General features: G+C 56.6%; 18 protein-coding genes. 11 read left to right on the forward strand and 7 right to left on the reverse strand.

All coding sequences use genetic code 11. The annotated features are described in order from the left end of the window. Positions 1–54 precede the first annotated feature (54 nt). From hrpB to CVU69_00350, 11 genes are all read left to right on the forward strand, one after another. Entirely contained in the window at positions 55–2,565 is a 2,511-nt protein-coding gene (hrpB, locus tag CVU69_00300; protein ID PKN13651.1) for an ATP-dependent helicase HrpB, read from the forward strand. A 50-nt stretch (positions 2,566–2,615) separates the two neighbouring features. Further along, a complete protein-coding gene (corA, locus tag CVU69_00305; protein PKN13652.1) occupies positions 2,616–3,686 on the forward strand; it encodes a magnesium and cobalt transport protein CorA in 1,071 nt (356 codons plus the stop codon). 109 nt (positions 3,687–3,795) lie between these two features. Then, on the forward strand, positions 3,796–4,773 hold the full coding sequence (locus tag CVU69_00310; GenBank protein PKN13653.1) for a hypothetical protein: 978 nt from the start codon (positions 3,796–3,798) through the stop codon (positions 4,771–4,773). After that, positions 4,770–5,438 (forward strand): DNA-binding response regulator, encoded by a 669-nt coding sequence (locus CVU69_00315; protein ID PKN13654.1) that lies wholly within the window; start codon positions 4,770–4,772, stop codon positions 5,436–5,438. The genes CVU69_00310 and CVU69_00315 overlap by 4 nt, the downstream gene beginning before the upstream one ends. A 310-nt stretch (positions 5,439–5,748) precedes the next feature. Next, on the forward strand, positions 5,749–7,800 hold the full coding sequence (locus tag CVU69_00320) for a hypothetical protein (protein ID PKN13655.1): 2,052 nt from the start codon (positions 5,749–5,751) through the stop codon (positions 7,798–7,800). Positions 7,801–7,865: 65 nt separating this feature from the next. Continuing rightward, a complete protein-coding gene (locus CVU69_00325) occupies positions 7,866–9,440 on the forward strand; it encodes a hypothetical protein (protein ID PKN13656.1) in 1,575 nt (524 codons plus the stop codon). A 45-nt stretch (positions 9,441–9,485) separates the two neighbouring features. Further along, entirely contained in the window at positions 9,486–10,742 is a 1,257-nt protein-coding gene (locus CVU69_00330) for a hypothetical protein (GenBank protein PKN13657.1), read from the forward strand. Positions 10,743–10,769: 27 nt separating this feature from the next. Next, positions 10,770–12,752, forward strand: a complete 1,983-nt coding sequence (locus CVU69_00335) for a cytochrome C peroxidase (GenBank protein ID PKN13658.1) — start codon at positions 10,770–10,772, stop codon at positions 12,750–12,752. A gap of 63 nt (positions 12,753–12,815) precedes the next feature. Then, on the forward strand, positions 12,816–13,889 hold the full coding sequence (locus CVU69_00340; GenBank protein ID PKN13659.1) for a hypothetical protein: 1,074 nt from the start codon (positions 12,816–12,818) through the stop codon (positions 13,887–13,889). Between the two features lie 202 nt (positions 13,890–14,091). Then, a complete protein-coding gene (locus CVU69_00345) occupies positions 14,092–16,383 on the forward strand; it encodes a hypothetical protein (GenBank protein PKN13660.1) in 2,292 nt (763 codons plus the stop codon). Positions 16,384–16,406: 23 nt separating this feature from the next. Next, positions 16,407–17,531 carry a hypothetical protein gene (locus CVU69_00350; GenBank protein ID PKN13661.1) on the forward strand — a complete coding sequence of 375 codons (1,125 nt, stop codon included), beginning with the start codon at positions 16,407–16,409 and terminating at the stop codon, positions 17,529–17,531. Positions 17,532–17,662: 131 nt separating this feature from the next. On the opposite strand, the gene CVU69_00355 is transcribed toward CVU69_00350, so the two are convergent. The 7 genes from CVU69_00355 to CVU69_00385 all read right to left on the reverse strand — a co-directional run bounded on the left by CVU69_00355 (position 17,663) and on the right by CVU69_00385 (position 24,335). After that, positions 17,663–18,661, reverse strand: coding sequence for a hypothetical protein (locus CVU69_00355; protein PKN13662.1), 999 nt, complete (start codon positions 18,659–18,661; stop codon positions 17,663–17,665). Then, positions 18,658–19,374, reverse strand: a complete 717-nt coding sequence (locus CVU69_00360; protein ID PKN13663.1) for an ABC transporter ATP-binding protein — start codon at positions 19,372–19,374, stop codon at positions 18,658–18,660. Before CVU69_00360 ends, CVU69_00355 begins: the two co-directional genes overlap by 4 nt. A 1-nt stretch (position 19,375) precedes the next feature. Further along, the gene (locus tag CVU69_00365) at positions 19,376–20,512 is read right to left on the reverse strand and encodes an ABC transporter permease (protein PKN13664.1); all 1,137 of its coding nucleotides are present in this window, start codon (positions 20,510–20,512) and stop codon (positions 19,376–19,378) included. Then, positions 20,509–20,757 carry a hypothetical protein gene (locus CVU69_00370; GenBank protein ID PKN13850.1) on the reverse strand — a complete coding sequence of 83 codons (249 nt, stop codon included), beginning with the start codon at positions 20,755–20,757 and terminating at the stop codon, positions 20,509–20,511. The genes CVU69_00365 and CVU69_00370 overlap by 4 nt, the downstream gene beginning before the upstream one ends. Positions 20,758–20,808: 51 nt before the next feature. After that, positions 20,809–21,285, reverse strand: coding sequence for a nitrous oxide reductase accessory protein NosL (locus CVU69_00375; protein ID PKN13665.1), 477 nt, complete (start codon positions 21,283–21,285; stop codon positions 20,809–20,811). Positions 21,286–21,571: 286 nt separating this feature from the next. Next, entirely contained in the window at positions 21,572–23,185 is a 1,614-nt protein-coding gene (locus CVU69_00380) for a hypothetical protein (GenBank protein ID PKN13666.1), read from the reverse strand. 55 nt (positions 23,186–23,240) lie between these two features. Next, the gene (locus CVU69_00385; GenBank protein ID PKN13667.1) at positions 23,241–24,335 is read right to left on the reverse strand and encodes a rod shape-determining protein RodA; all 1,095 of its coding nucleotides are present in this window, start codon (positions 24,333–24,335) and stop codon (positions 23,241–23,243) included. Positions 24,336–24,337: the final 2 nt, after the last annotated feature.

Genomic DNA, 24,337 nt, shown 5'->3' on the forward strand with positions numbered 1-24,337 from the left:
TCAGTCAACGGTGGTATTCGGTCGTTGCAACCTCGATTTTTCCTTCGCCCCTTGATGCGCCCGGTTCTGCCGATCGACGCCATCCTCCCCCAACTTCAAACCATTCTCACGGGCACACCGGCCTGCGTGCTGCAAGCCCCGCCTGGCGCCGGCAAGACAACGCGTGTCCCCCTCGAACTCCTCAACGCCCCATGGCTCGCCGGCCAGTCGATCATCCTTTTGGAACCGCGCCGTTTGGCGGCGACCAACGCCGCCCACTATCTCGCCGCCCAACTCGGTGAACAGGTCGGCGCCCGGGTCGGCTACACCATCCGTTTTGAGCGCAGGGTTTCCAGTCTGACGCGTATCGAGGTTGTCACCGAGGGCATTCTCACTCGCCGCTTGCAGAGCGATCCCGAATTGTCCGGAGTCGGGCTGGTGATCTTCGACGAAATTCACGAACGGAACCTCAACAGCGATCTTGCCTTGGCGCTGTGCCGCGATGCCCAGCTCGGCCTCCGTCCTGAGCTCCGCCTTCTCGCCATGTCCGCCACTCTCGATGCCGCGCCGCTCGCCAAACTCCTCGGCGATGCCCCCCTCCTCAGCAGCAGCGGCCGCGCCTACCCGGTGGAGATTATCCATCTCGGTTCCCCGTCACCCCGGACTCCTTTAGCCGCAGCCATCAACGTCGCCATCCGTCGCGCCCTCAAGGAGGGGGAAGGGGATCTGCTTGTCTTCCTCCCCGGTGTCGCCGAAATCAAGCGCAGCGAACGGCTCCTTGCTGATTTGAGTGATGAGCTGCTGGTCTGCCCTCTGTATGCCGACCTCCCCTTTGCCGCACAGGAAAAGGCGATACTGCCGGATCCCGGCCGGCGCAAGATTGTTCTGGCGACGAATATTGCCGAGACCAGCCTGACCATCGAGGGAGTGAAGATCGTCATCGATAGCGGATTGGAAAGACGTCCCCGTTTTGACGCGGCGCGGGGGATGAGCGCGCTCGACACCGTCCGTATTTCGCTGTCGAGTGCCGTGCAGCGCGCCGGCCGCGCCGGGCGGCTCGCCCCCGGTCGCTGTTACCGCCTGTGGAGTGCCGGCGAAGAGGGGACGCTGCTGCCGCACACGCCGCCGGAGATCCGCAGCGCCGATCTTGCCCCCCTGGCGCTGGAGCTGGCGCGCTGGGGGATTATGGATGCTGCGACCCTGTGCTGGCTCGATCCTCCTCCCGCCGGACATCTCGCCGCCGCCCGCGCTTTACTGGTGCAGCTCGGGGCTCTCGATTCTGCCGGGCGTATTACCCCCCTTGGCGAACGCATGGCTGAACTTCCGGCCCATCCCCGCCTGTCCCGTCTCCTCCTTGCGGCGCAAGACGCCGGAGATGGCGCGCTTGGCGCTACCCTCGCCGCCCTGCTGTCGGAACGCGATCCGCTGCGCGCCGGAGCTTCACTGCCGCACGGCAGCGGCAGCGATGTCAGTGATCGTCTCGAACTCTGCGCCGGCCGGAGCGAGAACGGAGATGCGGCCGCTTGTGCTGCGATCGGGCGCGCGGCCCGGCAATTTCGCCAGCTCCTTGGAGTCCGGGAGGAACGGACTCTTGCAGTTACGCCGCCGGAATCTTTGGCCCGGCTTTTGGCGCCGGCTTTTCCTGACCGCATCGGTCGGGAAAGGGACGGGCAGCAAGGGCATTATCTCCTTGCCAGCGGCGTCGGCGCGCAGCTTTCGTCGCGCTCCCGCCTCAAACCGACCCCTTGGCTCCTTGCCCTACAACTCCGCGCCGGTCGCAGTGGGGAAGGGGAGATCGATCTCGCCACCCCCCTTGATCCGGTGACTTTGGAGGAGATCATCGCTCCTCAAGCAACGGCAGGGCGGGAAGTCGGCTGGGATGAGCGGGCCGAGCGGGTGGTTGCTCGGGAGGTGCGACGTTTCGGGGCGATTCTCCTCAGCGAAAAGCTGGTGACACCGCGGCCGGAAGAAGTTGTGGCGGCCCTGTGCAGCGGCGTGCGGCGACTCGGTTTAGAGCGTCTGAGCTGGAGCCGGGCAGCACAGCAGCTACGCGGCCGGGTGCGTTTTGTCGCTTCTCTCCCCGGTGAAAGCGGCTGGCCGGATCTGAGTGATGCGACGCTGCTGGCCACCCTCGAAGCCTGGCTCGGTCCATTTCTTTGTAATTGTCGCAGCCGCGCTGATCTCGAACGCTGCGATCCGCAGCCGGCGCTTTCGGCTCTGCTCGATTGGCAACAACAGCGCCGCCTCGATGAATTGGCCCCGGAGAAATTGAGTGTGCCGAGCGGCTCGATCCTGCCGCTTGACTATCCCCTTGACGCCGCGCCGCATCTTGAGGTTAAGCTACAGGAACTCTTCGGTCTCGGCGAGAATCCCCGCATCGGCGGTCAGCGGATTGCGGTCGTCCTCCATCTCCTCTCCCCGGCGCGCCGTCCTCTGGCGGTGACGCAGGACCTGCGCAGCTTCTGGGATCAGGTCTACCCCGAGGTGAAGAAGGAGATGCGCGGCCGCTACCCGAAACATCCCTGGCCCGACGATCCCTGGAGCGCCGTCGCCACCCGACATACAAAAAAGCGCAGCGGGCAGTAAATTTGGTAAAAGATCTTCAATTTTTGGTTAAATCAAGGGGTGAGGTGGTCATGGGCAGTCGCAGAATCATGAAGAAGCGGACGGGCAAGATTGGTGTTTCGCCGGGGTCGCTGATCCATATCGGTGAAGTCAGTGACGCGGTACCGCAACTTTCGGTGCTGCGCTATCATCCCGGCGGTGTCGAAGATCTTTCCCGTCTCGATGTGATGCAGATCGCTGCGACTGTGTCGCCGCAGAGTGTGACCTGGGTCAATGTCGATGGCCTGCATGACGTTAAACTCATCGAATCGCTGGGGAGTTCTTTTAGCCTGCATCCCCTCATACTCGAGGACATTCTCAACACCGACCATCGCCCCAAACTCGAAGTCGGCGATAACTGTCTCTTTATTGTCGCCAAGATGCTGACTCTCCATCCCGAGCGGGATGAAATTCTTTCCGAGCAGATCAGTTTGGTCATCGCTCCCGGTTATGTTCTCTCCTTTCAGGAAAAACCCGGCGACCTCTTTGACTCGTTACGCCAGCGCATAAAGACCGATCAGGGACGGGTGCGCAAGATGGGGGCGGATTATCTCGCTTATCGTCTCCTCGACACCATTGTCGATCACTATTTCGTCATCCTCGAGCAGATGGGCGATCACATTGAGAAACTCGAAGAAGAACTCCTTGCCCGGCCCGACCGCCCGCTTCTGCACCGTATTCATCTTGCCAAGCGGGAGATGATCCTGCTGCGCCGTGCGGTCTGGCCTCTGCGCGAAGTGATCAGCGGTCTGCAACGCGCCGACTCTGGCAATATCTCGCCGGCGGTGCAGCCTTTTTTGCGCGACCTTTATGATCACACCATCCAGATTATCGATACTGTTGAGACCTACCGCGATGTCATTACCGGCCTCCTCGACCTTTATCTGTCGTCAATCAGCAACCGGATGAACGAGATCATGAAGGTTTTGACGATCATGTCGACCCTCTTTATCCCCCTGACCTTTCTCGTCGGTGTCTACGGGATGAATTTCGATAACATCCCCGAGTTGCACTGGCGATGGGGTTATTTTGCCCTGTGGGGGGTGATGCTCGGCTGTGTCGGCGGCATGTTCGTCTTCTTCCGTCGCAAGGGGTGGGTCTAGACTGTATGAGGGGCTCTCAGTCTTGCGCAGTTATTTGCATCAGTGTTATCTTGGCTCCCTAGGATTAATTTATAGAAAAATTGAACCCATACCTGAAAGATCATGAATAATGACGCAGGAAGCGCATAACGGAAAGTCTTCAGTAAGGACGAGATCGTCCCGCCGCGAATGTGTAGAACCGGGTCGGTTTGGACGTTTCTTGTTTAAAATGACACCGAAGTGGATGCTGATCCTCCTTGCCGTATTGATCTTTTTTTCTGAAGTGTTCGCCATGTTTCTGCTGAATCTGTTGCCGCCACTGTCCCCATACCGGGAAGCCTTGCTCGATTCCACTATACTTTTAACCCTCCTTTCGCCTGTCTATTTCTGTCTTTACCGCCCTTTTTGGCTGGAACGGCAGCGGCGGGAGGATGAAATCCGACGTTTGTCGCGACAGCTGATTCACTCCGAGGAGATGACCCGCACCCGTTTGGCGAGAGACCTGCACGACGAGTTCGGCCAAGGTCTGACCGCTTTGCAATTAGGCATCGAAACCCTGAGAAACTCCCTCCCCCTTGGTCAAGAGAAAGAACTCGCTCTTTGTCGCCGCTTGAGTGTAATGATCGCACAACTCGGAAACCATGTGCGCAGCATGACCACCGAACTCCGCCCCTCGATGCTCGACAGCCTTGGGTTTGTGCCGACTTTGCGTTGGTTCTCGCAACAGTTTAGTGAAAGATATCCCGGGATACGTCTTGATATGCAGGTCGTGGATGAATCTGAGCGTTTAGCTCCGGAGATCGAAATTGCTCTCTACCGGGTGTGTCAGGAAAGTTTAAATAATGTCGCCAAGCACGCTAAGGCCCGTGTGGTTCGGATCACAATGATTCGGACAAAGACGCTGTTGACTCTGGCGATCGAGGATGACGGTAATGGTTTTGAGGCTGACCCCTGTTATTCCCCTGCGAATGATTATCAAAGATACGGCCTTCTCGGGATGCGTGAACGGATTGCTGAACTGGGAGGAGATTTTTCTGTCGTCTCTAGTCCAGTTGAAGGAACGACCGTGCGGGTGCAACTCTCACTTGCCAAAGAGGAGAAAGAATGAAACCGATTCGTGTATTGGTCGCTGACGACCATGCGGTGGTCCGCGAAGGATTAAGACAGTTGCTCGAAACCCAAAGTGATATAACCGTTGTCGGTGAAGCTTGCGATGGGGTCGAGGCTCTGGAGTTAGCCCGTAAACTTAAGCCGGATGTGGTGCTTCTCGATATTGCCATGCCGCGCATGAGTGGTCTTGAGGCGGTGAGCCTGATTCGCGACGCTGTCCCTGAGTGTCGCATTGTTGTCCTCTCTATGTATGAAAAGGAGGCTTACGCTCACCATGTACTGCAGGCTGGTGCTTTCGGTTATGTCCTCAAAGGGGAGTCAAGTGCCGATATGCTGGAGGCGATACGTTCCGCCAATTCCGGCCGTTATTATTTCAGTAAAAATGTCCATGAAGAGGTCATTCAAAGTTATTTGAAAGGTCACAACCGGGAGCCCGTCACGACCGGCTTTGAAACCTTGACCGATCGGGAAAAACAAGTTTTCTTTCTTCTCATCGAAGGGAATTCCTCGCCGCAGATGGGTAAAATTCTTTGTCTAAGCCCAAAGACTGTGGAAAAGCATCGCGCGAGCATCAGTAAAAAACTCGGTATCGGCAGCCCGGTAGAGATGATTAAATACGCCATCCGTTGGGGACTCGTCGATCCCGACTTCTGGAAAAATTGAAGAGCCCTTTTCCCCCACCCCGTAAAAACCTGGTTCACTGCATTCTCCTCCCGTCGTAATCCCCTTGGTTCAAAAATTCAATAAACGGGTAGTTCCCCCCCTGCCTTTTGGGGGAGGGGCCCCATAGACCTGCGTTTGATATCTGAGTTAATTTATTACTATAACGGTGATAAAACATCGTGAAATTCATATCTCGAATTTTTTGATGTTGTGGGAACAGTTTTTTACTTTTTTGACCAGTGCGGTGTCTCTTTTCAGGTAAGACGATTTAGCAAATTTGTGAAAAGTTTCACACCTCTCACGATGAGAGATGATGAGCCTTTCATGGGAAGCTGGTGTTGATATGTCGCTTCATTTAAAGATTGTTTTGTTGCAAATCGTATTCTTTGTCGGCCTCGTCCTCCCTGCCCAGGCGGCGCTGACTTCGGTCTCCGGCCTTCAGGTTGGCGATCCGGCTGAGTTGAGTGAGCTTTCGGGTAATGGTGACTCAGGCACTGTTGCCGTCAGTCTCGTCAACGGTTTTCCTCTTTGGTATCAGGATGAGGCGGGTCTGAAGCTGCAACTCTGCCTCGACACTACCCTTGAGGTTGCTCCGGGCGTGGTTGTCAATCCTTGCGAATACGAACCTCCCACCGCGGCACCGCCGTCCTTCCCCGGAAATTTTGGCGCTGAAGCGATCTACTGGACCGCTGCCGTTCTTGGCAACTATGTCAGTAGTGACAGTTCCAATAATTCCGCTCTGCTCGTTCTCGCCCTCGAAGCGACCGGCGCGAACGAGGCAGCTCTGAACGATGGCAATCAAGCGACTTTCAGCCGTATTCGCATCCGTGTCGATGTGCCTGTAGCCGGTACCTATCGGGTGACTCATCCCTATGGAACCTTTGATTACAACGTAACCACTCTTGGTGGACTCTTTATCGACACAACGCAGGATTTGGGTCTCGATGTCGCACAGAATTTCCTGGCTGCCATGAATAACGGGGCGACGCCGATTGTCAACGCCGACGGTGCCACCATCGGCCCCTTATTGCTGGTGCCAGCGAACCCTCATGGCGGCGCCTTTAATGCTAATAATCCTGCCACATTCGCCGGCGGTCCGATCACCGTGGCTGGTGCGACCTACATAGCGCTCCCCTTTGCCCCGGCCAATCCCGCTGCTCCGACGGTGCCGATTGATATCTTTCAGCCGGTGACCGGCAGTCCCTTTGGCACAAACTATTTCCGGATAGAACTCTTAGATCCTCCCGCTGAGTTTTTTCTCAACCAAAATGCATCTTCCCAACTCGTCCAGTTTGACGACTTCCTGATGGTCGGCAAGGTCTTCAATGACGCTGCTAACGTAGTTCCTGTCGCATTCGACGATGTGGCCGCAACGAGTGTGGGTCGCAGTGTCAACATCGACGTGGTGGGCAACGACACCGATGTTGTTGGTGCCGGCAATGCACACAGTATCAACCCTCAGGCGCTGGCGCTGGTTAATGATCTGACAGGTTCGGTCTATGCTTTTGCAGCGTCCGGGATGCCGCAGTTGACAGAAACCCAGCCGACGACCGCAGGCGGCAGCGTGCGCCGCGTCACCAGCATTCCGACGGGAAAGACTACTTTCTTTTATACGCCGCCTGCTGTCGATTTTGCCGGCATTGATAGCTTCCAGTACGTTGTGCAGGATAGCGGTGGTCTGATCTCTGCCCCGGCTACGGTTAATATCACCGTGGAAAGCCTGCAGGTTGACCGCGCCGACTACCGGCCCCGTTTCGGCAATTGGCATCTGCGTGGTTCGAGCAGTGACAGTAGTGATAACGCAGTCACCCTTTATGCCGGACCGCGGGCGCGGCTGACCCCGGAGCAGGAAGTGCAGATTCCGGCGGTATCCAGCTCTGCCCGCGGCAATGTCGCGCTGCTGGTGAGCGATAATGCCGTCGAATATCGGCTTAATATCGACCCCCTCCCGGTCAGCACTGTGACGGCGGCACATATTCATGTCGGCGCCGCCGGGAGCAACGGGCCGATCATCTTCACGTTGTACTTCAGTGGTTTTGGCGTCCCCTTTACCGGTGTGCTAAGTGGTGCCCTGACCGCATTCAATCTGCAACCGCAGCCGGCCAGCGGCATCAGCAGTTTCAACGATGCGATCAATGCCATCCTCTCCGGTCAGGCCTACGTCAATGTGCGTACCACGGCCTTCCCCGCCGGGGAGATACGCGGCCAGATTCAGCAGTCGGTCATCGGCAGCGCCCCTGTCGTCGCCGGCGCCTGGGAGTTCAAGGGTCGTTCTTTCGCCAGTCCTGGTACGCTGCAGAGTGTCAATGTCGAGTCGTCCAACGGTGTTCGACTCCTTGGCACACCGCTGCGATTACGCTGACCCGTAAAGAGATTTTGCAGGATTTCAATAAAACAAATACAACGTTCAAAAAAGGAAGGGAAGCAATGAATAGACGTGATTTCCTGAAAATGGGTGCCAGCGGATTGACGATGGTGGCGGTCGGAACTATGGCGGATTGGCCTCTGCTTCTCTCCGGTTCACCGGCTTATGCTTCACACCTTGCCCGCGGTCGATTGGAGCTCGACATGGTGGCGGTCGATGCCGAAATGGTCGACGGAGTCTTGGTTCCCATGTGGGCATTCACGCTTGCAGAGACGGGACATGCAGCTATGGTCGGTGGCGCCCGCATCCCCGGGACAGGGTTGATTGCCTTGGAGGGTGATCGCATTCGTCTGCGCATCACGAACTCTGTCGGCCAGGGCGGTGCGCACGGTTTCGCCATTCCCGGGGTTCCTCTGACAGTCGCTGGCACTATTGTCAATCAGGTGACCATTCCGTCAGGCGGGGATCATGTCGATATCGAATTTACCGCCCCTGCGGCCGGGACCTATATGTATCTCGACCCGCTTAATGCTCCGGTCAACCGGGTTATGGGTCTGCACGGGTCATTTATCGTGCTGCCTAATCCCATTGGGAATAATACCCCTTACGGCAACCCGACCAACCGCGTGCAGCGACTCTTCGACGACCTCGGCAGCACCGCCCATTTCCCCGGTAACCCCTGGGATCCGATGCGCAATGTCGTTTGGATGTTCAACGTTATTGACCCGGTCAAGTGCGCCGCCGCCGCTGTCGCCGCGGCTATTAATCCGACCGTCTTTCTCACCGGATTTTTGCCGCAGTATTTTACCATCAATGGCAAGAGCGGTTACTTCTCCGCCCAGCACGCTCATGGCATGACCGGGGACATAACGGAGCACGAAGAAGAGACGAGAACCTCCTTTGCCGAGGGGTTGTTCGACCTGCAGAGAAATATCTCTGCCCGTGGCTCGGTGGGACAGCCAATGCTGATTCGTACCTTGAATGTCGGCCTCATGTGGCAATCGCCGCATATTCACGGCAACCACGTTTACCCCCTCAGTCACGCTAACGCACTCAGCGGCAGTCGCCAGATCTCTAACAATTTGACGATGCTCGATACCTGGAGCATCGCTCCCGGCGATATCAAGGATGTGCTCCTCCCCTTTATTCAGCCGCCAGATATCCCCGCCGCCACCTGGTCTCGGCTTGCCAACGACACTAGCGATGAACTTTTTCCGCTGGTTTATCCGATGCATGATCATAACGAGCTCTCCAATACGGCGGCAGGGGGGAATTATCCCTTCGGCGCAGCGACCCACTGGCAGATTGACGGTCCCTATGATTCCAGCAATCCGGACACGGCGGTGGTGAGAATCGACAAGGCCGAAGTGCGACTCAAGACCGGCCAGCTCCTGATCGAGGGGCGTTGTACGGTCCCGGGTTTGATGTTGGCGATGCATGGCGGCGGGCATAGTGGCCCCATGCTTAATCAAATGATCCACGTTGGAAATGAAGCCGGTAGTGATGGCCGCTTCCGCTTCCATTTCCGCGGTCGTGCCCTCAAGGCATTGGCAACCCGGACTCTGACCATCATGCATCATGATGAGATAACGGGTATGGAACACGTACTCGCCAGTGTGCCGCTGAAAGTGCGCTGACCGTCAACCGGATAAAACTGAACTTCTCTACAGGAGACGATAGATATGGCATTAATTCCTCGCGACCTGGGTGTCCCTTTCGACCCGACCATACCGTTACAACTGGCAGAATTTGACGGGTTCGGCACCGACGTGCCGAGCACGCAAGGCATGATTACAGCGGTTAACACGCCGCCAGCGCTTCCCAACGCCAACAGCGTGCGTGCGGCGCGGATGTTCAAACCGTCGCTGGTCGCCGGGTTGGACCCCACCGCTCCCGTCTTTCCGACTCCGGACTTTATCGCTTCCCCCGGTCGCACCTTCGGCCGTAGCGGCAGAGAGCTCGTAGTAATTAATATCCCCGGTGTCGGCCCGGTCGATACCTGGAGTTTTCGTGACACCATCAATAATATTGCAACCTGGCCGGCACCGACCATCCGCCTGAGAGAGGGGCAGCTGGTTCATTCGGAAATGAATAACAATCATGGTCCTCACACCATTCACCATCACGGTATCGAGCCGACGGCAATGAATGACGGCGTCGGTCATCTTACCTTCGAGGTGGCGGGTGGTAATTATATCTATCAGTGGCAGGCCGCCGAAGCCGGCACCTATTTTTATCACTGTCACCGCAATACCGTCCTCCATTTTGAATTGGGAATGTACGGCATGCTGATTGTCGATCCCGCCGTCCCCGGAGCACCTTTTGCCGATGGCGGAGCCGGTGCCACCTTTCTCGGCGACGATATTGCCAATTATCAGAGCGAGGCGATCTGGGTGGCCGACGACATCGATAGCCGTTGGCGGGCTCTCGACAAGAGTGCCGGTATTGCTGCCCCCGGTTTGGTGAATGGTCAGCCGGTCTTCATGGCTTGGAACGACCCTGCTAATCCGAGACTCAACGATTTTCGCCCGGATGGTTTCGTCGTCAGTGGTGTTGCCGCCGACCCGGCACAAAACAATACGATTGTGGCCAGAGGCAAGACGGTCGTCGGCGGACAAAAATTGCTGGTGCGCGCCCTCAATGCCAGTTACTGCACCACGGTCTGGAAATTCCCTGAAACGCTGTCGGGGACCGTCACCGCCGTCGACGCCCGGACCCTGGGGCGCAGTAGCACGGGTTTCGGCTCCTACTCCGAGCCTTTTTCTCTGGCGAGCATCAACCATGAATTCATGCTGACCACCGCCCGGCGCTGGGACATACTCATCGATACCGCCGGTAGCTCCTTTGGCACCCATATGGTGGAGATCGAATTCCGCCACTGGATCACGGGTCTTGTACTGCGCACCGTGCGTCTGCCGATTACGGTTGCTTCTGCATAGCCGGGTTAACACCCGGTTGGAGGTTTGATGCCCCGACAAGGAACAGTCAAGTTATCACTGCCGGTTTTGCTGCTGTTAACCGTCTTTGCCCTCGCCGCCCCGGCGGGCGCCGCTGCTCCGGTAGCTCTCAGCCAGGTGCCGGTTCCGGAACCGGCCAATCTCGGGCTCTTTGTTCAGGACAAGAATGCCGCTATCCGTCTCGGCAAGGCCCTGTTCTGGGATATGCAGGTCGGCAGCGACGGTCAGACCGCTTGTGCCACCTGTCATTTCCATGCCGGGGCCGACAGCCGCAGCCGCAATACTCTCCACCCCGGAGTAGATGGCAAGTTTGACAACGGTCACAGCCGGTCTAATGCCGACCTGAGGGGAGATGACTTTCCCTTTGTCACCTTTGCGGTTGCCGATGATCGCACTTCGGCCCGCACTGTTCGTGACGACCGGGTCGGCTCGCAAGGGGTGAATAAATCCCGCTCCCTCGGCATCAACACCGGCGACAAAGTAGAACTGGGGCGCATCGTCCGCGACAACGAATTCCACCGGAACGGCCGGAACGTCCGCCAGAGTACCGGCCGCAATGCGCCGAGCGTGATCAATGCGGTCTTTAACTTTGCCAACTTCTGGGATGGCCGTGCCAACCACTATTTTAACGGTGTCACCCCCTTTGGGGGCATGGATACCGCCGCGCGGGTGCATATCAATACCGGCAACGGGCTGGCGCAGCTCGACCTTACCCGTCAGCTGTTAACTAATCCGTATGCACTGGATAACGCCAGCCTCGCTTCGCAGGCTGTCGGACCGGTGCTGTCAGATATCGAGATGTCGTGGATCGGCCGGAGCTGGCCCGAGGTCGGGCGGAAGATGTTGACCCTCAAGCCTCTGGCCAACCAACAGGTCCATGCTAACGACAGCCGCTTAGCGCCCTGGCGCGTCGCCAACGGCCTGGGGCTGAACACCACCTATAGCGCGATGATTCAGGCGGCCTTCCGGCCGGAATTTTTCAATAGCCCGGCACTCGTTGGCGGTTACAGTCAGATGGAGAGTAACTTCTCCCTCTTCTTCGGCCTGGCTTTGCAGCTTTATCAGGCGACCCTGGTCGCTGACCAGACCCCTTTTGACCGCTTTTTGCAGGGGGATAATGGAGCGATGAGTGAGCGCGCCCAAAAGGGCTGGAGTATCTTTCAGTCCGGTGGCGCCGCCTGTTTCGCTTGCCACATCGGCCCGGAGTTGACCGGCGCCTCGGTCAGCCTGGCGCGCGCTCCCGGTGAGGCCGGTCTTATCGAGTTGATGACCATGGGGAACGGCGCTTTAGCTAACTACGACATCGGTTATTACAATATCGGCGCCACCCGGACGAATGATGATCTGGGTCGCGGCGGCCGGGTGACTCTGAATGGACTGAGTCTGCCCCTCTCCTTTACCGGCCAATGGTTCGAGCGCGCCACTCTGCCCTTTAATCCAGTGGCGCAACCGGGCTGCATTAATAATTTTCTCGCGAATCCGCCGACCATCTGTCCCCCGACCGCCGACACTATCACCCGTCAAGCGGTGAAGGGTGCCTTTAAGACGCCGGGGCTGCGTAATATCGAGTTGACCGGTCCTTATATGCACGACGGCAGCATGGTGACCTTGATGCAGGTCGTCGATTTTTATACCCGCGGGGGGAACTTTCACGCCGAGAATCTTGCCGATCTTGATCCCTTCATCAACACCATCGGTCAGTTACAAGGTGATGAAGAGCGGCAGGAGGAGTTGGTCGATTTTCTTTTGGCTCTGACGGATGAGCGGGTACGCCAGGAGCGGGCGCCCTTTGATCACCCGCAACTCATTATCCCGGATGGCCATGAAGAGCGCATCGCCGGCAACCCCAAACGGTCGCGGGTGCTCGTTGACCGGATGGTCGAGATTCCGGCGGTCGGTGCCAATGGTCGCCCGGCGCAGGGTTTGCCTCCTTTGCGACCCTTCCTGGCGCCGGCCGGCATGAGCAGTACCGACTTTCATTATCAACCATGACCGAAAAATAAGACGCATTTTTGAGATCAATAAACTTGTAAAACAGGCAAAGGAGACGACGTCATGAAAAAATTTGGATTTCTTCTGGCAGGATTAATGACGGCAGGGGTTTTGACTCTGGCCGGTTGCGGTGGCGGGGGTGGCGGCGGAGGCGGTGAGCCGACAGTGGCAGCAACTACTTTTAACATGATTGAGCTCGCCGGCTTTGATGGTAGCGAGTTCAGCGCAGGTATCGCTATCAATGACAATGGTTTGGCGGTCGGTTTTTCCGATAACGGGACAAGTATCCGGGGGGCCAAGTGGATGGTGACGGATGCTTCCCCCGCCGCTGCCACGGTCCTTCCTCCTTTGGACGGAAATAGCTACAGCGCTGCTTATGGAGTCAACGCCGCTGGTGTCTCTGTCGGCGAATCAGGTGTGAATACCGATACGAATACCGTAGCGGTCTACTGGGCTGACAGTACTCCTGTTGCATTAAGATTGGATACCTCCGGGATCAACGTCGCCGGACCGAGCGCCGCCTTTTCTATCAACATTGATGGAGAAATTGTCGGCGAGGCAGTGAATGACGCCGGTAACACTGTAGCGATCTACTGGGAAAGTAACACTGCTGCCCCGCTTATTCTCGACAACCTGACTGGTGGGGATTTTAGCTCAGCCTATTTCATCGGTGTCGATGGGCGGATTGTTGGTGAAGCTGAAGGGGACAATAGTAAGACAAAGGCTGTGGTCTGGATGCCGATGTTGTTGACTGCCGGCTATGACGATCCGATTGTCCTGGATCCGGTTGATAACCAGAGCAGCAGTGTGGCCCTTGGTGTTGACAAGTTTGGGCGTATCGTCGGTGAGGTCGAACTGGCGAGTGGCGTAATCGAGGGAGTGGTCTGGAACGCCAATGGCAGTGTGGCCAAGTCATTGGGTGCCAACACTTCGCTGCAGGCGATCAATGATTCCAGTCGGATGGTCGGCTATAGCGAGGCCCGCAGTGGCAGCGATATCTCATCAATCTGGAGCGTTGCCAATATTCTCGACAAAAAGAGTCTTGCCGTTGCATTCAGCCAGGCCTATGGGATTAATGCCGGCAATCAGGTCGTCGGGGTCAGCGGCACTCAGGCGTTCGCGGCCCTACCGCAGTAACACGATCTCCCGCCTTTCGTCGAGGGGCATTTCGCTGTTTCTTCTTAACAGTTTCAGTCCAAAAGATTTAAATTAAATAAAACCGTTTAGGTTATATTTTGCTACTAAAGTTTAGTCGATACAAATGGCGCCTACTCAATCGAATGTTTTGTCCTGTTGAGTGCGGCAGAGGATTTTTACCTCAAAAACAGGAGAACAGATCATGATGAAGAGAATATTTCAAATTCTGGCCGGCGTGTTGTTAATCGTCGGGCTGGCATCGCCGACCTGGGCCGCCTTACAGGCGGTCGGGCCGGTTTCGGGTCCGCATGGTTTCCCCCTTTACTACACGGACAGCAACAACTTGAGCCTTGAACTCTGTCTGGATGAAGGCTGGTGCTTCTTTGATCCTGTCGATCCGGCCGATCCGGTTCAGGTTAACCTCGGTATCGGTGGCGAAGTCTTCTGGTGGATGGGTGATGCGGTCGCCCCGGTAACCGGCGTGCCGACTGGGCGCGCGGTTCTGGTACTGGGAATCGAGGGGACCTTTGGCGGTCCTGGAGCGGTAGTCAACGGCCAGCAAATTTCCTTTGGCCGGGTCCGGGTCCGGGTCGATGTTCCGGTCGACGGTACTTATACGGTTCTTCACCCCTTCGGCACGTTGGTTTTTGAAAACGTCACGGTCGCCGACGGCATCAACTACACCGCCGACTTCGGCGCTGCCAACTTTTTTGATGTGGAGGCAGGCTTCGCCGGCACCCTGGGCAGTAAAATCGGACCATTTCTGACCTGGCCCGATTATCAGAACGATCCCACCCTGCAGGTGCGTGGGCCCGTTGATCCTGACACAGGTGCGCCCGGCCCCTTACTTGCTCAGTACGTCGGTGATCTCAATACACCTCATGTCGTCACCGGCAGCCCCAGCGGGAACAACTTTTTTCGGGTGATCGGTCCGACCGGCGTGATCGCCGAAACTGATCTCTTCGGTGTGATGGGCAAGGTTTGGAATGGCAACCCTCCGGCCGCTTTTGCCGGGTATCCGGAGCCGCCTGCCCTGAATCTGGCAGCCGTTGGCCCGATCAACCGTCTGACCGATTTCGGATCGGATGGAAGCGTTGCTACCATTGCGGCTACGCTCTTTCCCGCCGGCGCTTTTGTCACCGACGGCACCACCGCCGGCTACTCCCTTGGCTACCCCACCTACTATGAGGATGGTAGCGGACTGCAGCTCACTATCTGTCAGGGCGGCAATCCCATGTGTATCTCTGACCCGGTCAACGCCAGTGACCCGGCACAGCAGGCACTCAACACCGGGGGCGAAAGTTTCTGGTGGTCGGCCGATGCCGGCATTGATCAAAACGGCGTCGATGCTCTGCTGGTGCTCGGTACCGAAGGAACCTTCGGTGGCAGCGGTGCCTTGGTGGATGGCGCTCAAATCGCCTTCGGCCGCACCCGTATTCGTATCGATACTCCGGTGGCCGGCAATTACACGGTCATTTACCCTTACGGCATGAAGCAATTCAATAATGTCCCGGCCGGTCGGGGCGCCATCAACTACACCGGAGATATCGGTATTTCTGATCCGGCCGACCCAGATTACGCTTTTATCGGCGCTCTCTTTAGTGAAATTGGCCCGAACTTCCTGACCTGGCCTACCTTTGATCCGACCCTGCAGAACAACGATCCTCTCCTGATCAAGCAGGAGCAGGCAGTCAACCCGGATGGTTCACCTATTCTCGTCGCTGGTCAACCGATCTACAACACCGTGCATTATGTCGGTGATCCGGCGATTGCGCACACCGTGACCGGCGGTAACTTTGTTGCTGCTGCTAATGAGGTGGTCAATTACTTCCGCGTCATCGGCCCTAATGGCATTGATGTCCGTACAAATGATTTCAACATCTCGGGTCGCGTTTACACCCCCGCGACCTTCCGTACCTTTGCCTTAGCGACCACCCCTGTGGCGAATGCTGATGTCGCGACGACTATCACCACGACTCCGGTCAATATCAACGTGTTGGCGAATGATACCCTCGCCGGCGCACCAGTCGTGCCGGGGGATGTGACAGTTACGCGTATGACTAATGGGGCGAACGGTAATGCGGTCCTCAATGGAGATAAAACCTTTACTTACACGGCCACTTCGGGCTTTACCGGGACCGATACCTTCACCTACGTCGCCGCCGCCGGGGAAGTCTCCGATCCCCCTACTACAGTCACCGTCACCGTGCAGCCTGTCGAGAACTTCGGCGTGAATCGTGCCCAGCTCGATCGCCGCAAATTGCGTTGGGATATCCGTGGCACCGGAAATACAACCACCGAGGGGCAGACCTTGATCGTCCGTCTTAATAGCCCCACCGGCACCGTCATCGGCACGACGACCGTCACTGGCGGTCTCTGGAGATTGAGCGCCACCTCGACCACGGCACCGCCGGCTGGGACGGTTCGTATTTACGTTATTCCCAGTCGTGTCGGCGCGCCGGCATCCGGTCCGTTTAACGTTCAGGTTCGCTAGGCATGAGACAAGGAGATATGACCATGTGTAATCATTATAAAAAATTATTGATTCTCATTGCTGCTGCAACGCTGTTCCTTTCCGGCTGTGGTAGCAGTAATAATTCACCTGCTGCGCCGGGAGTCACTAATCCGGTGGGAATAACCGTAGCGCCGATTGATGACAACAATTCTGCGACCCCTCCGGCTGTCTTTGCTGTGCCGGCGGCGATCAATGATAGCAATCAAATCGTCGGTAGCGCTGAAGCCGAAGCCGGGGGTGTACTGAAACCGACTTTCTGGCTCGTCGATGACGAAGGGGCGGCCACGGTCTCCCCGACGGCGATGGTTACTGTTGTTGTGGATGGCTTCGCCGCTGCTCATGACATCAATGCTGCCGGGGTCATCGTCGGTAATGCCGCGAATATCGATACCAGTCTCCGTGCCGTTGTCTGGGGCGATAAAGATGCCGCCCCGGCTCTTCTGAATAACCTCGCTGGCGGTTTTTTTGCGGCGGCTTATGGCATCAACGACACCGGGCGGATTGTCGGCACCTCAGAAAATATTGACGGTTTGCTTCAGGCGGTCCGCTGGCAGCGGGCTGTTGACGGGACGCTCACCGGACCTTCTCTCCTTCCCGGAGTCCCCGCAGGTTGGGAGGCTGAAGCAAACGCTGTCAATGCTGACAATCATGTTGCCGGGGAGTTGGTTGACGCTGCCGGTATTTCCCATGCAGTTGTGTGGAAATGGGATGGAGTTTCCTATACTGCTCTCAATCTGACCGTTCCAGTCGGTTTTGACCACGCTGTGGCTCTTGACCTCAATAGCCCCGCACCTGATCAACCTCTGCTCGTTGTTGGCGAAGTGTCCGATGATGGCCTCAGTGGATTAACTCATGCTGTGCGCTGGAGCATTGATGCCGGCAATAATATAACCGTAACCGATCTCGGCACGACTGATCGCAGCAGCAGCGCTTCCGCAGTGAACAATGCCGGTCGTGCTGCTGGTTGGGAAAACAATGCCTCCGCGGTCAGTCTGGCGACAAGCTGGAATAATCCCACCGGGAAAGCGACCTTGATCGCTACAGACAGTCAGGCTTTCGACATCAACAACAATAATCTGGTCGTCGGCCGCAGCGCTAGCCAGGGTTTTGTCAAGCTGGCAAATTGATGATGTAACCTCAGGGGAGTTATTTTCCCCTCCAACGTATAAAGCAAAGCGGCTGTCCTTGAAAGAGGGCAGCCGCTTTGCTTTGTACAGCTGTTGATTACCGCGATCCGGATCGGCGGTGGAAGAAAAGATCAAGAAAACAACTGAAAGTCGCTGATCAAGAAACGCAGGGTGACAGCCAGGGCAAAGAGCGCATAAGACAAGAGGCATATAATGGTCAGGTATCGCTGCAACCTCGGTATGAAATTGTGCAGACTGGGACGGTTGCGGAAGGGGGAGAGGACACCGCAACCGAGTCCGGCAAGCACTCCGGTAAAGAGGGCGGTGTAAAGGAGATAGCCGACGTGGAGATACTCACTCTGTAAGATGCAAAAGGGGCAGTGATGATGCGGCAATTCATAAAAGATCGGGCCAAAGACCGAGATCAGGGCGGCAATGCCTACGCTGAAGGTCAGGGTGGCAAAGATGGTGAAGATCTGACCCTTGCCGTGACCACGCAGGAACAGGACGCCAAAGGCGATCGTCAGTAGCAACAACAGGTAGAAGAGCAGGGCGGTCGGCAGTGGCGGCAAACCGGCCAGATCGGCGGCCACCTGGTTGCCGCCGGCGCTGAACAGACTGCCACAGCAGGAGGTGATCACATCCCCTTTCAGGTTGCGAAAAAAATACCAAAGAGCGAGGGTCTCGAGGCTCACAGGCAAGGCGAGGAGCAGTAAAAGCCGGTTCTTCACGCGCACCAGCGGATAATCGTAGGCTCGGCTGTCGGCAAAGTTCAGAGTCAGCCAGAGGCCGGCGCCAAGTACGTTGAAAACCTTGAGGAGCAGGGCCGGATATCCCCAGGCATTGGCGTTAAAGGTGCCGACAGCACACATCGCGCCGTTGATTTGCAGGTGGAGTCGGTCGGCAACGAAGACCAGGAGTGCCAGGGAGAGGATCTCGAAGAGGAAGGCGTTGCCGAGCAGGGTTGAGACGAGATAGGTCCGGCGCTCCAGTTGCAATTGCCGCTCGGAGCCGCTGTTCGGGTCCCAGTGGCGTAAGATGGCAAGGGCATGCCAGGCGGCGTAAAGGACAAGGGCGTTGACCGCCAGAGCCCCTGCCAGCAGGGCAATGATGGCCGGATGCAGGGTCACCGGTTTTCCAAGGTGCCGTCGTGCAGTTCGATGAGGGAATCGACCTGCGACGCAGAATAGATCAGGGGGTCATGACTGGCAATCACCAGGGTCTTGCCTTCGTCGCGTAATTCCTCGACCAAGGCTAAAAAACTGAGGGAGAGCTGGCGATCAAGATGGGCAGTCGGTTCATCAGCGATCAGTACCCGGGGATTGTTGATCAGGGCCCGTGCTATGGCGACGCGCTGGGCCTCGCCGCCGGACAGGAGTTCGCTGCGTTGGTGGCGTTTGGCGGCCAGGCCGAAACGTTCCAGCAGCCTCAGGGCGCGTTCGCTGCTTTCGCGCCGTGGTTCACCAGTCGGCAGTGCCGGCAGCAGGACGTTTTCCAGCACGTTGATGCCGCGTACCAGGTTGAATTGTTGAAAGATGAAGCCGAAGGTGTGCCTACGAATATCTGTGAGGAACCGCTCAGGAAGAGCGCTGACATCGAGTTCTGACGGCTCCTCTTCCGGCGGCAGCCAACTCGCTCGCACCCCCCGCAGACGAATACGGCCAGAACTCGGCCGGCTCATGCATCCGAGCAAGCTGAGCAGGGTGGTTTTTCCTGAGCCGCTCGGTCCCTTGAGCACTGTAATTTTCTGTTGGGCGATGGACACTGAGATCTGGCGCAGGGCCGTGAACTCGTTGGCTTGCCCCTGGTTGTAGGTTTTGCAGACGTCGATCAACTCAATCATCTTATTGCCTCAGAGCGGCATCGGGGTCGATGGTCGCCGCCCGCCATGACGGTATGATGGTCGCCAGGGTGTAGGGGACTGTCGTCAGGAAAAAGAGGGTCGCCAGTTTATCAAATTCCACTCTCGGGATAAGGCGAAACTCTGGATAGATAACGGCCCAGCCCTTGAGGGCTGGTTCAAAGATTCCGGCTGAAAAGAAATAAACATGACCATAAGCGGCGATAACGCCAATAAGGAAAGCACAAAGAGAGACGCTGGCTCCTTCCCAGAATTTGAGCAACAGGACATCGCTGGTTTCCCATCCGACTGATTTGAGGATACCGATCTCCCGTTTCTCTTCGGCGCTCAGACCGGAGGCTTTATCCCAGGCAAAAATCAGGAAGGCACAGACCGAGGTCAGCAGAAGCACAACCATCATGCCGCTCCGCCAGTCAAAGATAGCATCGTAGGTGCGGAGTATTTCGTTTTTCAGAATGGGGCGGCTATCAGGAAAATGTTCAATAATTTTCTCGGCGATCGTGATCAGTTCCCGCTGGTTGGCGACGCTGACCGCCAGATCGACGGCAAGTTCCGTCGGCAGATTGAACAAGGCCCTGAAATCATTTTCAGAGATCAGGACCAGATCGCTGGTCACTAATTCTGACTCGCTCGACAATAGTCGGGAAACAGGAAAGAGTAGGATTTCACCACGGGAGGAGCGGAAGGATAGAAAATCATTCACTTCTATTCCGCGACTGCGGGCAATGCCGGCACCGATGACTATCTCCCCCTCGGCAACATCGCGATTGTCTGGCACCTGCACTGTGTAGTTAGCGCCGGTGACCGGATCGAAATAGTATCCCCAAAGTCGGGGGGCTACTGCTCGCACCCCGCGAATTTCAGAAATGGTGCTTATATAATCAAGGGGGATGAGGGCGTGGCGGCCGGCAGAGAGCCGCTGCACCACCATGTCGGGGGCATCGGCCAGTAAGCTGGCAGCTTCATTCTTTATCGCTGCGGTGAAAAACATCACCGAGGCCAGTAAAAAAATGACAAGACTGTAGATCAGCAGGAGCGAGAGATTCTTTCCTCTCCGTCGTTCAAGGGAGGCAAGAGTGAAATCGAGGATGTTACGTTGGCGTTCGAGATTACGGTTCATTGCCGGCCTCGAAAGGGACGGGGCGGAAAGATCAACGAGCCGCTGGGAAAGTGTTCAAGGGCCAGGGGATGGTCCTGAAAAGCCGCATGGTTATCGGCCTGACTTAGATGCCGGGTATAGCGAGCTTCGGTAAACAGGGCCAGGTCGGTTAAACTGAGGCTGCGGGCAAGTTGACGGTTACGCTCCCTGATCGCTTGATGCCGGTGCTGTTGAAATTCTCCCCAGAGTCCCCCGAGCAGAGCCAGGCTGAGGCAGCCGAATATCGTGACAGCAAAGAGATCAGAGCGGCGCATGCGCTAATCCAACTCTTTTAACAGAGGCGGGGTGATTTGCTCAAATGTGACGATCTGACGGCCGATATGATCTTGCAAAAAGCCCTCGGCGTCTTCCCGGCGAAGGAAGGGAACGAGATCGTGCCCCATGGGGCCAAGGACGTCGCTCCCCGTGACATACCAGGCCCGGCGACCATCGATAGCGTTGAGAGTGTAGTAATCCTTGACTTGAATATTTTTAATATGTTGCCTTGAGATTTCCGGCAGATAGCGCTTGGGGAAGTGGATAAATTTTAAGAGATCCTTGGGGGAGCAAAAGAACTCGGGACTGGCTCCTTCAACTTCGAGCGCCGCAGACCAGTCAGGATGACGAGTAACGAACATGCCGCATACGGCACATTTGCTCTTTGCTCCCGGCTCAAGGAGGGACACGGCGGCAAGAAGAGGTGTCACACAGCCCAGTAGCAGGGTCAGGAACAGGAAGAAGCGCAGTCGGCTCATGGAGTGTTTTTTCTTTCGTAATGAAGATGGGTTATTTGCGAGGCAGTACCACACTCAACAATTTGCGCAATTCTGGTTGATTGATTTCACCTAAGATACGCAAGCGGAGAATCCCTTCGTGGTTGGCAATTACATTTGTATGGCCAACGACATATTAGCAAATACAGATTTTTCTATCACAGGATGCTGGCGTTCGTCTATAAATGAGTCATGACAAGGACAGATCGCCACTTGTGGAAATTGTCACTCAATCCCCCTTCTTTGGCCATCTTCATCCGGCTCTTTTTCAGAGTCCGCTGATCTCCTGATCCTCCGGATAGGTCACATCGAATACGGTCATTAAATGACGTCTTTCGCCTGGAGCCAGGGTTAAAGTCCAGGTCAGGATACCGTCGCTACCTATCTCTGCTTCTTTTGGGGTGGGGGAAGTGATTTCCACCGTGATCTCTTCATGGGCGGAGACCGGTACCTGCTCGCGCACCAGCAAGGTGATCGGCCGCGACTTGCCGTTGACGATCTCGGCTTCATATTCGTAATGTTTCCGGACCTTTTTGTTAAAAGCCCCGATGCGCTCGGTAAACTGTTTCTGCAGCTTGCTGCTGGCAAAGATCGTTTCATCCCGGCCGAGGGTCAGACGCATCTCGTCGCCGGCAAGGATCGGTTTCTCTACCCTTTGGGTACTGACAAAGCGGCCATCGAGAAAGATGTTCAGTTCACCTTGCGGCAGCGGGAAGACAAAGGGATTTTTGAGTTCAGCAGTCAGTGATGCGTATTTCGCCAGCTTCGGGATCGCGAGATATTCGAATTTTCCTTCGGCGCCGGAGGAGGAGACGAGGATCTTGTGGGGTTGATTGTCGGAGGGGAGGACGATCTTCTGCGTCAGGACATAGCTCGTCGATGTTGCTTCACTTCTGCTTTCGGGGAGTGCCATGTCGTCAAAGGGCGCGGCGAGCATGGTGGCTTGTGGCGCTTCGGACATTTCCATCATCTTGGCTCGTCCGTAGCTCTGGTAAACCGGCGGCTGGTAGATGTCGAGACGCCAGGGAGCCAGCTCGGGAAGTTCACCGGAGAGCGCCGGTCGGGCTGTGGAAATCTCGATATTGCTGCCGCTGAAATCCTCCCCGCTGGCCTGTTTGACGATGGCGAAGAAGTTAAGTTCGAGGCGTTGGCTCAGGGAATCGGCCCGTACCTCATATTTCGGCGTCCATTCGACACCGCTCAAAAAGTAGGAGTAGTCGAGATTAAAAGATGTTGCGGTCTCGGCAAAGACGGTGACCAGGATGCTTTTCGACTCCTCCCGGCCGGCCCCGAGATTACGCTTCTCTTTTTCGAGATCAGCTTTCTTCTTGCTGAGGTCGGTCATACTCTCTTCGAGCTCTGCAATCCTCCCCAGACGCTCGGTCATGGTCTGTTCCATGGCGAGCAGGTAGTCACGGACGGTGGGGAAGGAGGTGTTCTGATCCTGCGAGAAAGGGATGACTTTTTGCAAGAAAGCCAGGGAGTTTTTCTGTACCGTCAGGAGGTTCCCCTGGCGGATGAGTTCTTGGTCGATTTTGTCGATCCGGGCCTGCACCTCTTTGGTCCGTTCTTGATCGGCCTTGAACAGGGCGGTACGCCGTACCTCGATATCGATGATCCGGACTTTTCCGGCGCTGCGAATGCCGGCCTGGACGGAATCATCGATGATTCCTGGCGACAGAGCGGTGAGTTCGAGAATGTTTTCCCCTTTGATCACCGCTACCGGCAGCGTTTTTTTGAGCATGGCCCGGTCGGGATAGATAACGACCCCTTCCGTGCTCGCCGCCGAGTTCGGGTAAACTGGAACCGCGCTCCAAGAAAGGTCCGGCATGAACAGGAACTGAAATAACAGCAGTAGGCAGGGCAGGGATTTTCGGAACATCTTCGGCCTCCAGTCAGTTGCGATGATGTGTCATGCATATATTTTATACCACTGTTTAAAACATAAAGCGCCGCATGCTGACATTGAGAAGTAATCCTGTGCCGATCATCGTTGTCAACATGCTGGTGCCGCCGTAGGAAAAGAGGGGGAGGGGGATGCCGACAACGGGCAGCAGACCGGTGACCATGCCGAGATTGATAATGATGTGCCAAAAGAGCATGGCGGTGACGCCGACGGCGAGATACATGCCGAAACGGTCTGAGGCACGGCGGGCGATATAGATTCCCCAGATGATGATCAGGAGATACAGGGTCAAAAGGACTGCAGTGCCGATAAACCCCCATTCTTCGGCGAAGACGGAAAAGGCAAAGTCGGTATGGCGTTCGGGGAGGAAGGCGAGTTGTGACTGTGTCCCCTCCATGAAGCCTTTGCCGGTGAAGCTGCCGGAGCCGATAGCGATCTTTGACTGGATAATGTGGTAGCCGCTGCCGCGGGGGTCAGCTTCGGGGTTTAAGAAGGTAAAGATGCGTTGACGTTGATAATCGTGCAGGAAGGACCAGCCGATCCAGGCCGCGACGACGGCGGCACCGGCCAGGGTGACAAAGGTGCGGAGCTTGACACCGGCAAAGAGAATCATGGTGGAGCCGATAAAGAGGAGCATCATGGCTGTGCCGAGGTCGGGTTGTTTGAGGATGAAGGCGACCGGCAGCAGGACCAAGCCAAGAGGAATCAGTAACTCTTTGAGATTGAGGCCGCCAAGCCGGCCATGCAGGGCAAAGTAGCGGGCCAGGGTGATGATAATCACCACCTTGGCAATTTCACTCGGCTGCAGATTGATCGGTCCAAGGCTGAGCCAGCGGGTCGCTCCCATCGCGGTCTTGCCAACGAGCATGACTGCCAGTAACAGGAAGAGAGTGAAGCCGTAAGCGAAAAAAGCGGAATATTCAAGGTGACGATAATCAAAGAGACAGAGTGAGAAGGCGATGCCGAGGCCGAGTGCGAACCAGGTAAGCTGTTTGAGGTAGACAGGGGTGGCCCCGGACCAGTCTGCGGTTACACTGCAGAGGTTGAGGATGCCGAGGCCGGCAACCGCGACGATTAATCCCAAAAGCATCCAGTCGAAGTGGGTGACGAGGCGACGGTCGAACATCA

Source organism: Deltaproteobacteria bacterium HGW-Deltaproteobacteria-4, from assembly GCA_002841765.1.
GTDB lineage: Bacteria > Desulfobacterota > Desulfuromonadia > Desulfuromonadales > UBA2197 > UBA2197.

Bases quoted from the DNA above. Each gene is read 5' to 3' on its own strand.
- CVU69_00350 (PKN13661.1), top strand. From the start codon at position 16,407: ATGTGTAATCATTATAAAAAATTATTGATTCTCATTGCTGCTGCAACG.
- CVU69_00365 (PKN13664.1), bottom strand. From the start codon at position 20,512: ATGAACCGTAATCTCGAACGCCAACGTAACATCCTCGATTTCACTCTT.
- CVU69_00340 (PKN13659.1), top strand. From the start codon at position 12,816: ATGAAAAAATTTGGATTTCTTCTGGCAGGATTAATGACGGCAGGGGTT.
- CVU69_00325 (PKN13656.1), top strand. From the start codon at position 7,866: ATGAATAGACGTGATTTCCTGAAAATGGGTGCCAGCGGATTGACGATG.
- CVU69_00345 (PKN13660.1), top strand. From the start codon at position 14,092: ATGATGAAGAGAATATTTCAAATTCTGGCCGGCGTGTTGTTAATCGTC.
- CVU69_00380 (PKN13666.1), bottom strand. From the start codon at position 23,185: ATGTTCCGAAAATCCCTGCCCTGCCTACTGCTGTTATTTCAGTTCCTG.
- CVU69_00330 (PKN13657.1), top strand. From the start codon at position 9,486: ATGGCATTAATTCCTCGCGACCTGGGTGTCCCTTTCGACCCGACCATA.
- CVU69_00335 (PKN13658.1), top strand. From the start codon at position 10,770: ATGCCCCGACAAGGAACAGTCAAGTTATCACTGCCGGTTTTGCTGCTG.
- CVU69_00385 (PKN13667.1), bottom strand. From the start codon at position 24,335: ATGTTCGACCGTCGCCTCGTCACCCACTTCGACTGGATGCTTTTGGGA.
- CVU69_00315 (PKN13654.1), top strand. From the start codon at position 4,770: ATGAAACCGATTCGTGTATTGGTCGCTGACGACCATGCGGTGGTCCGC.
- CVU69_00375 (PKN13665.1), bottom strand. From the start codon at position 21,285: ATGAGCCGACTGCGCTTCTTCCTGTTCCTGACCCTGCTACTGGGCTGT.
- CVU69_00360 (PKN13663.1), bottom strand. From the start codon at position 19,374: ATGATTGAGTTGATCGACGTCTGCAAAACCTACAACCAGGGGCAAGCC.
- CVU69_00310 (PKN13653.1), top strand. From the start codon at position 3,796: ATGACGCAGGAAGCGCATAACGGAAAGTCTTCAGTAAGGACGAGATCG.
- hrpB (PKN13651.1), top strand. From the start codon at position 55: ATGCGCCCGGTTCTGCCGATCGACGCCATCCTCCCCCAACTTCAAACC.
- CVU69_00320 (PKN13655.1), top strand. From the start codon at position 5,749: ATGATGAGCCTTTCATGGGAAGCTGGTGTTGATATGTCGCTTCATTTA.
- corA (PKN13652.1), top strand. From the start codon at position 2,616: ATGGGCAGTCGCAGAATCATGAAGAAGCGGACGGGCAAGATTGGTGTT.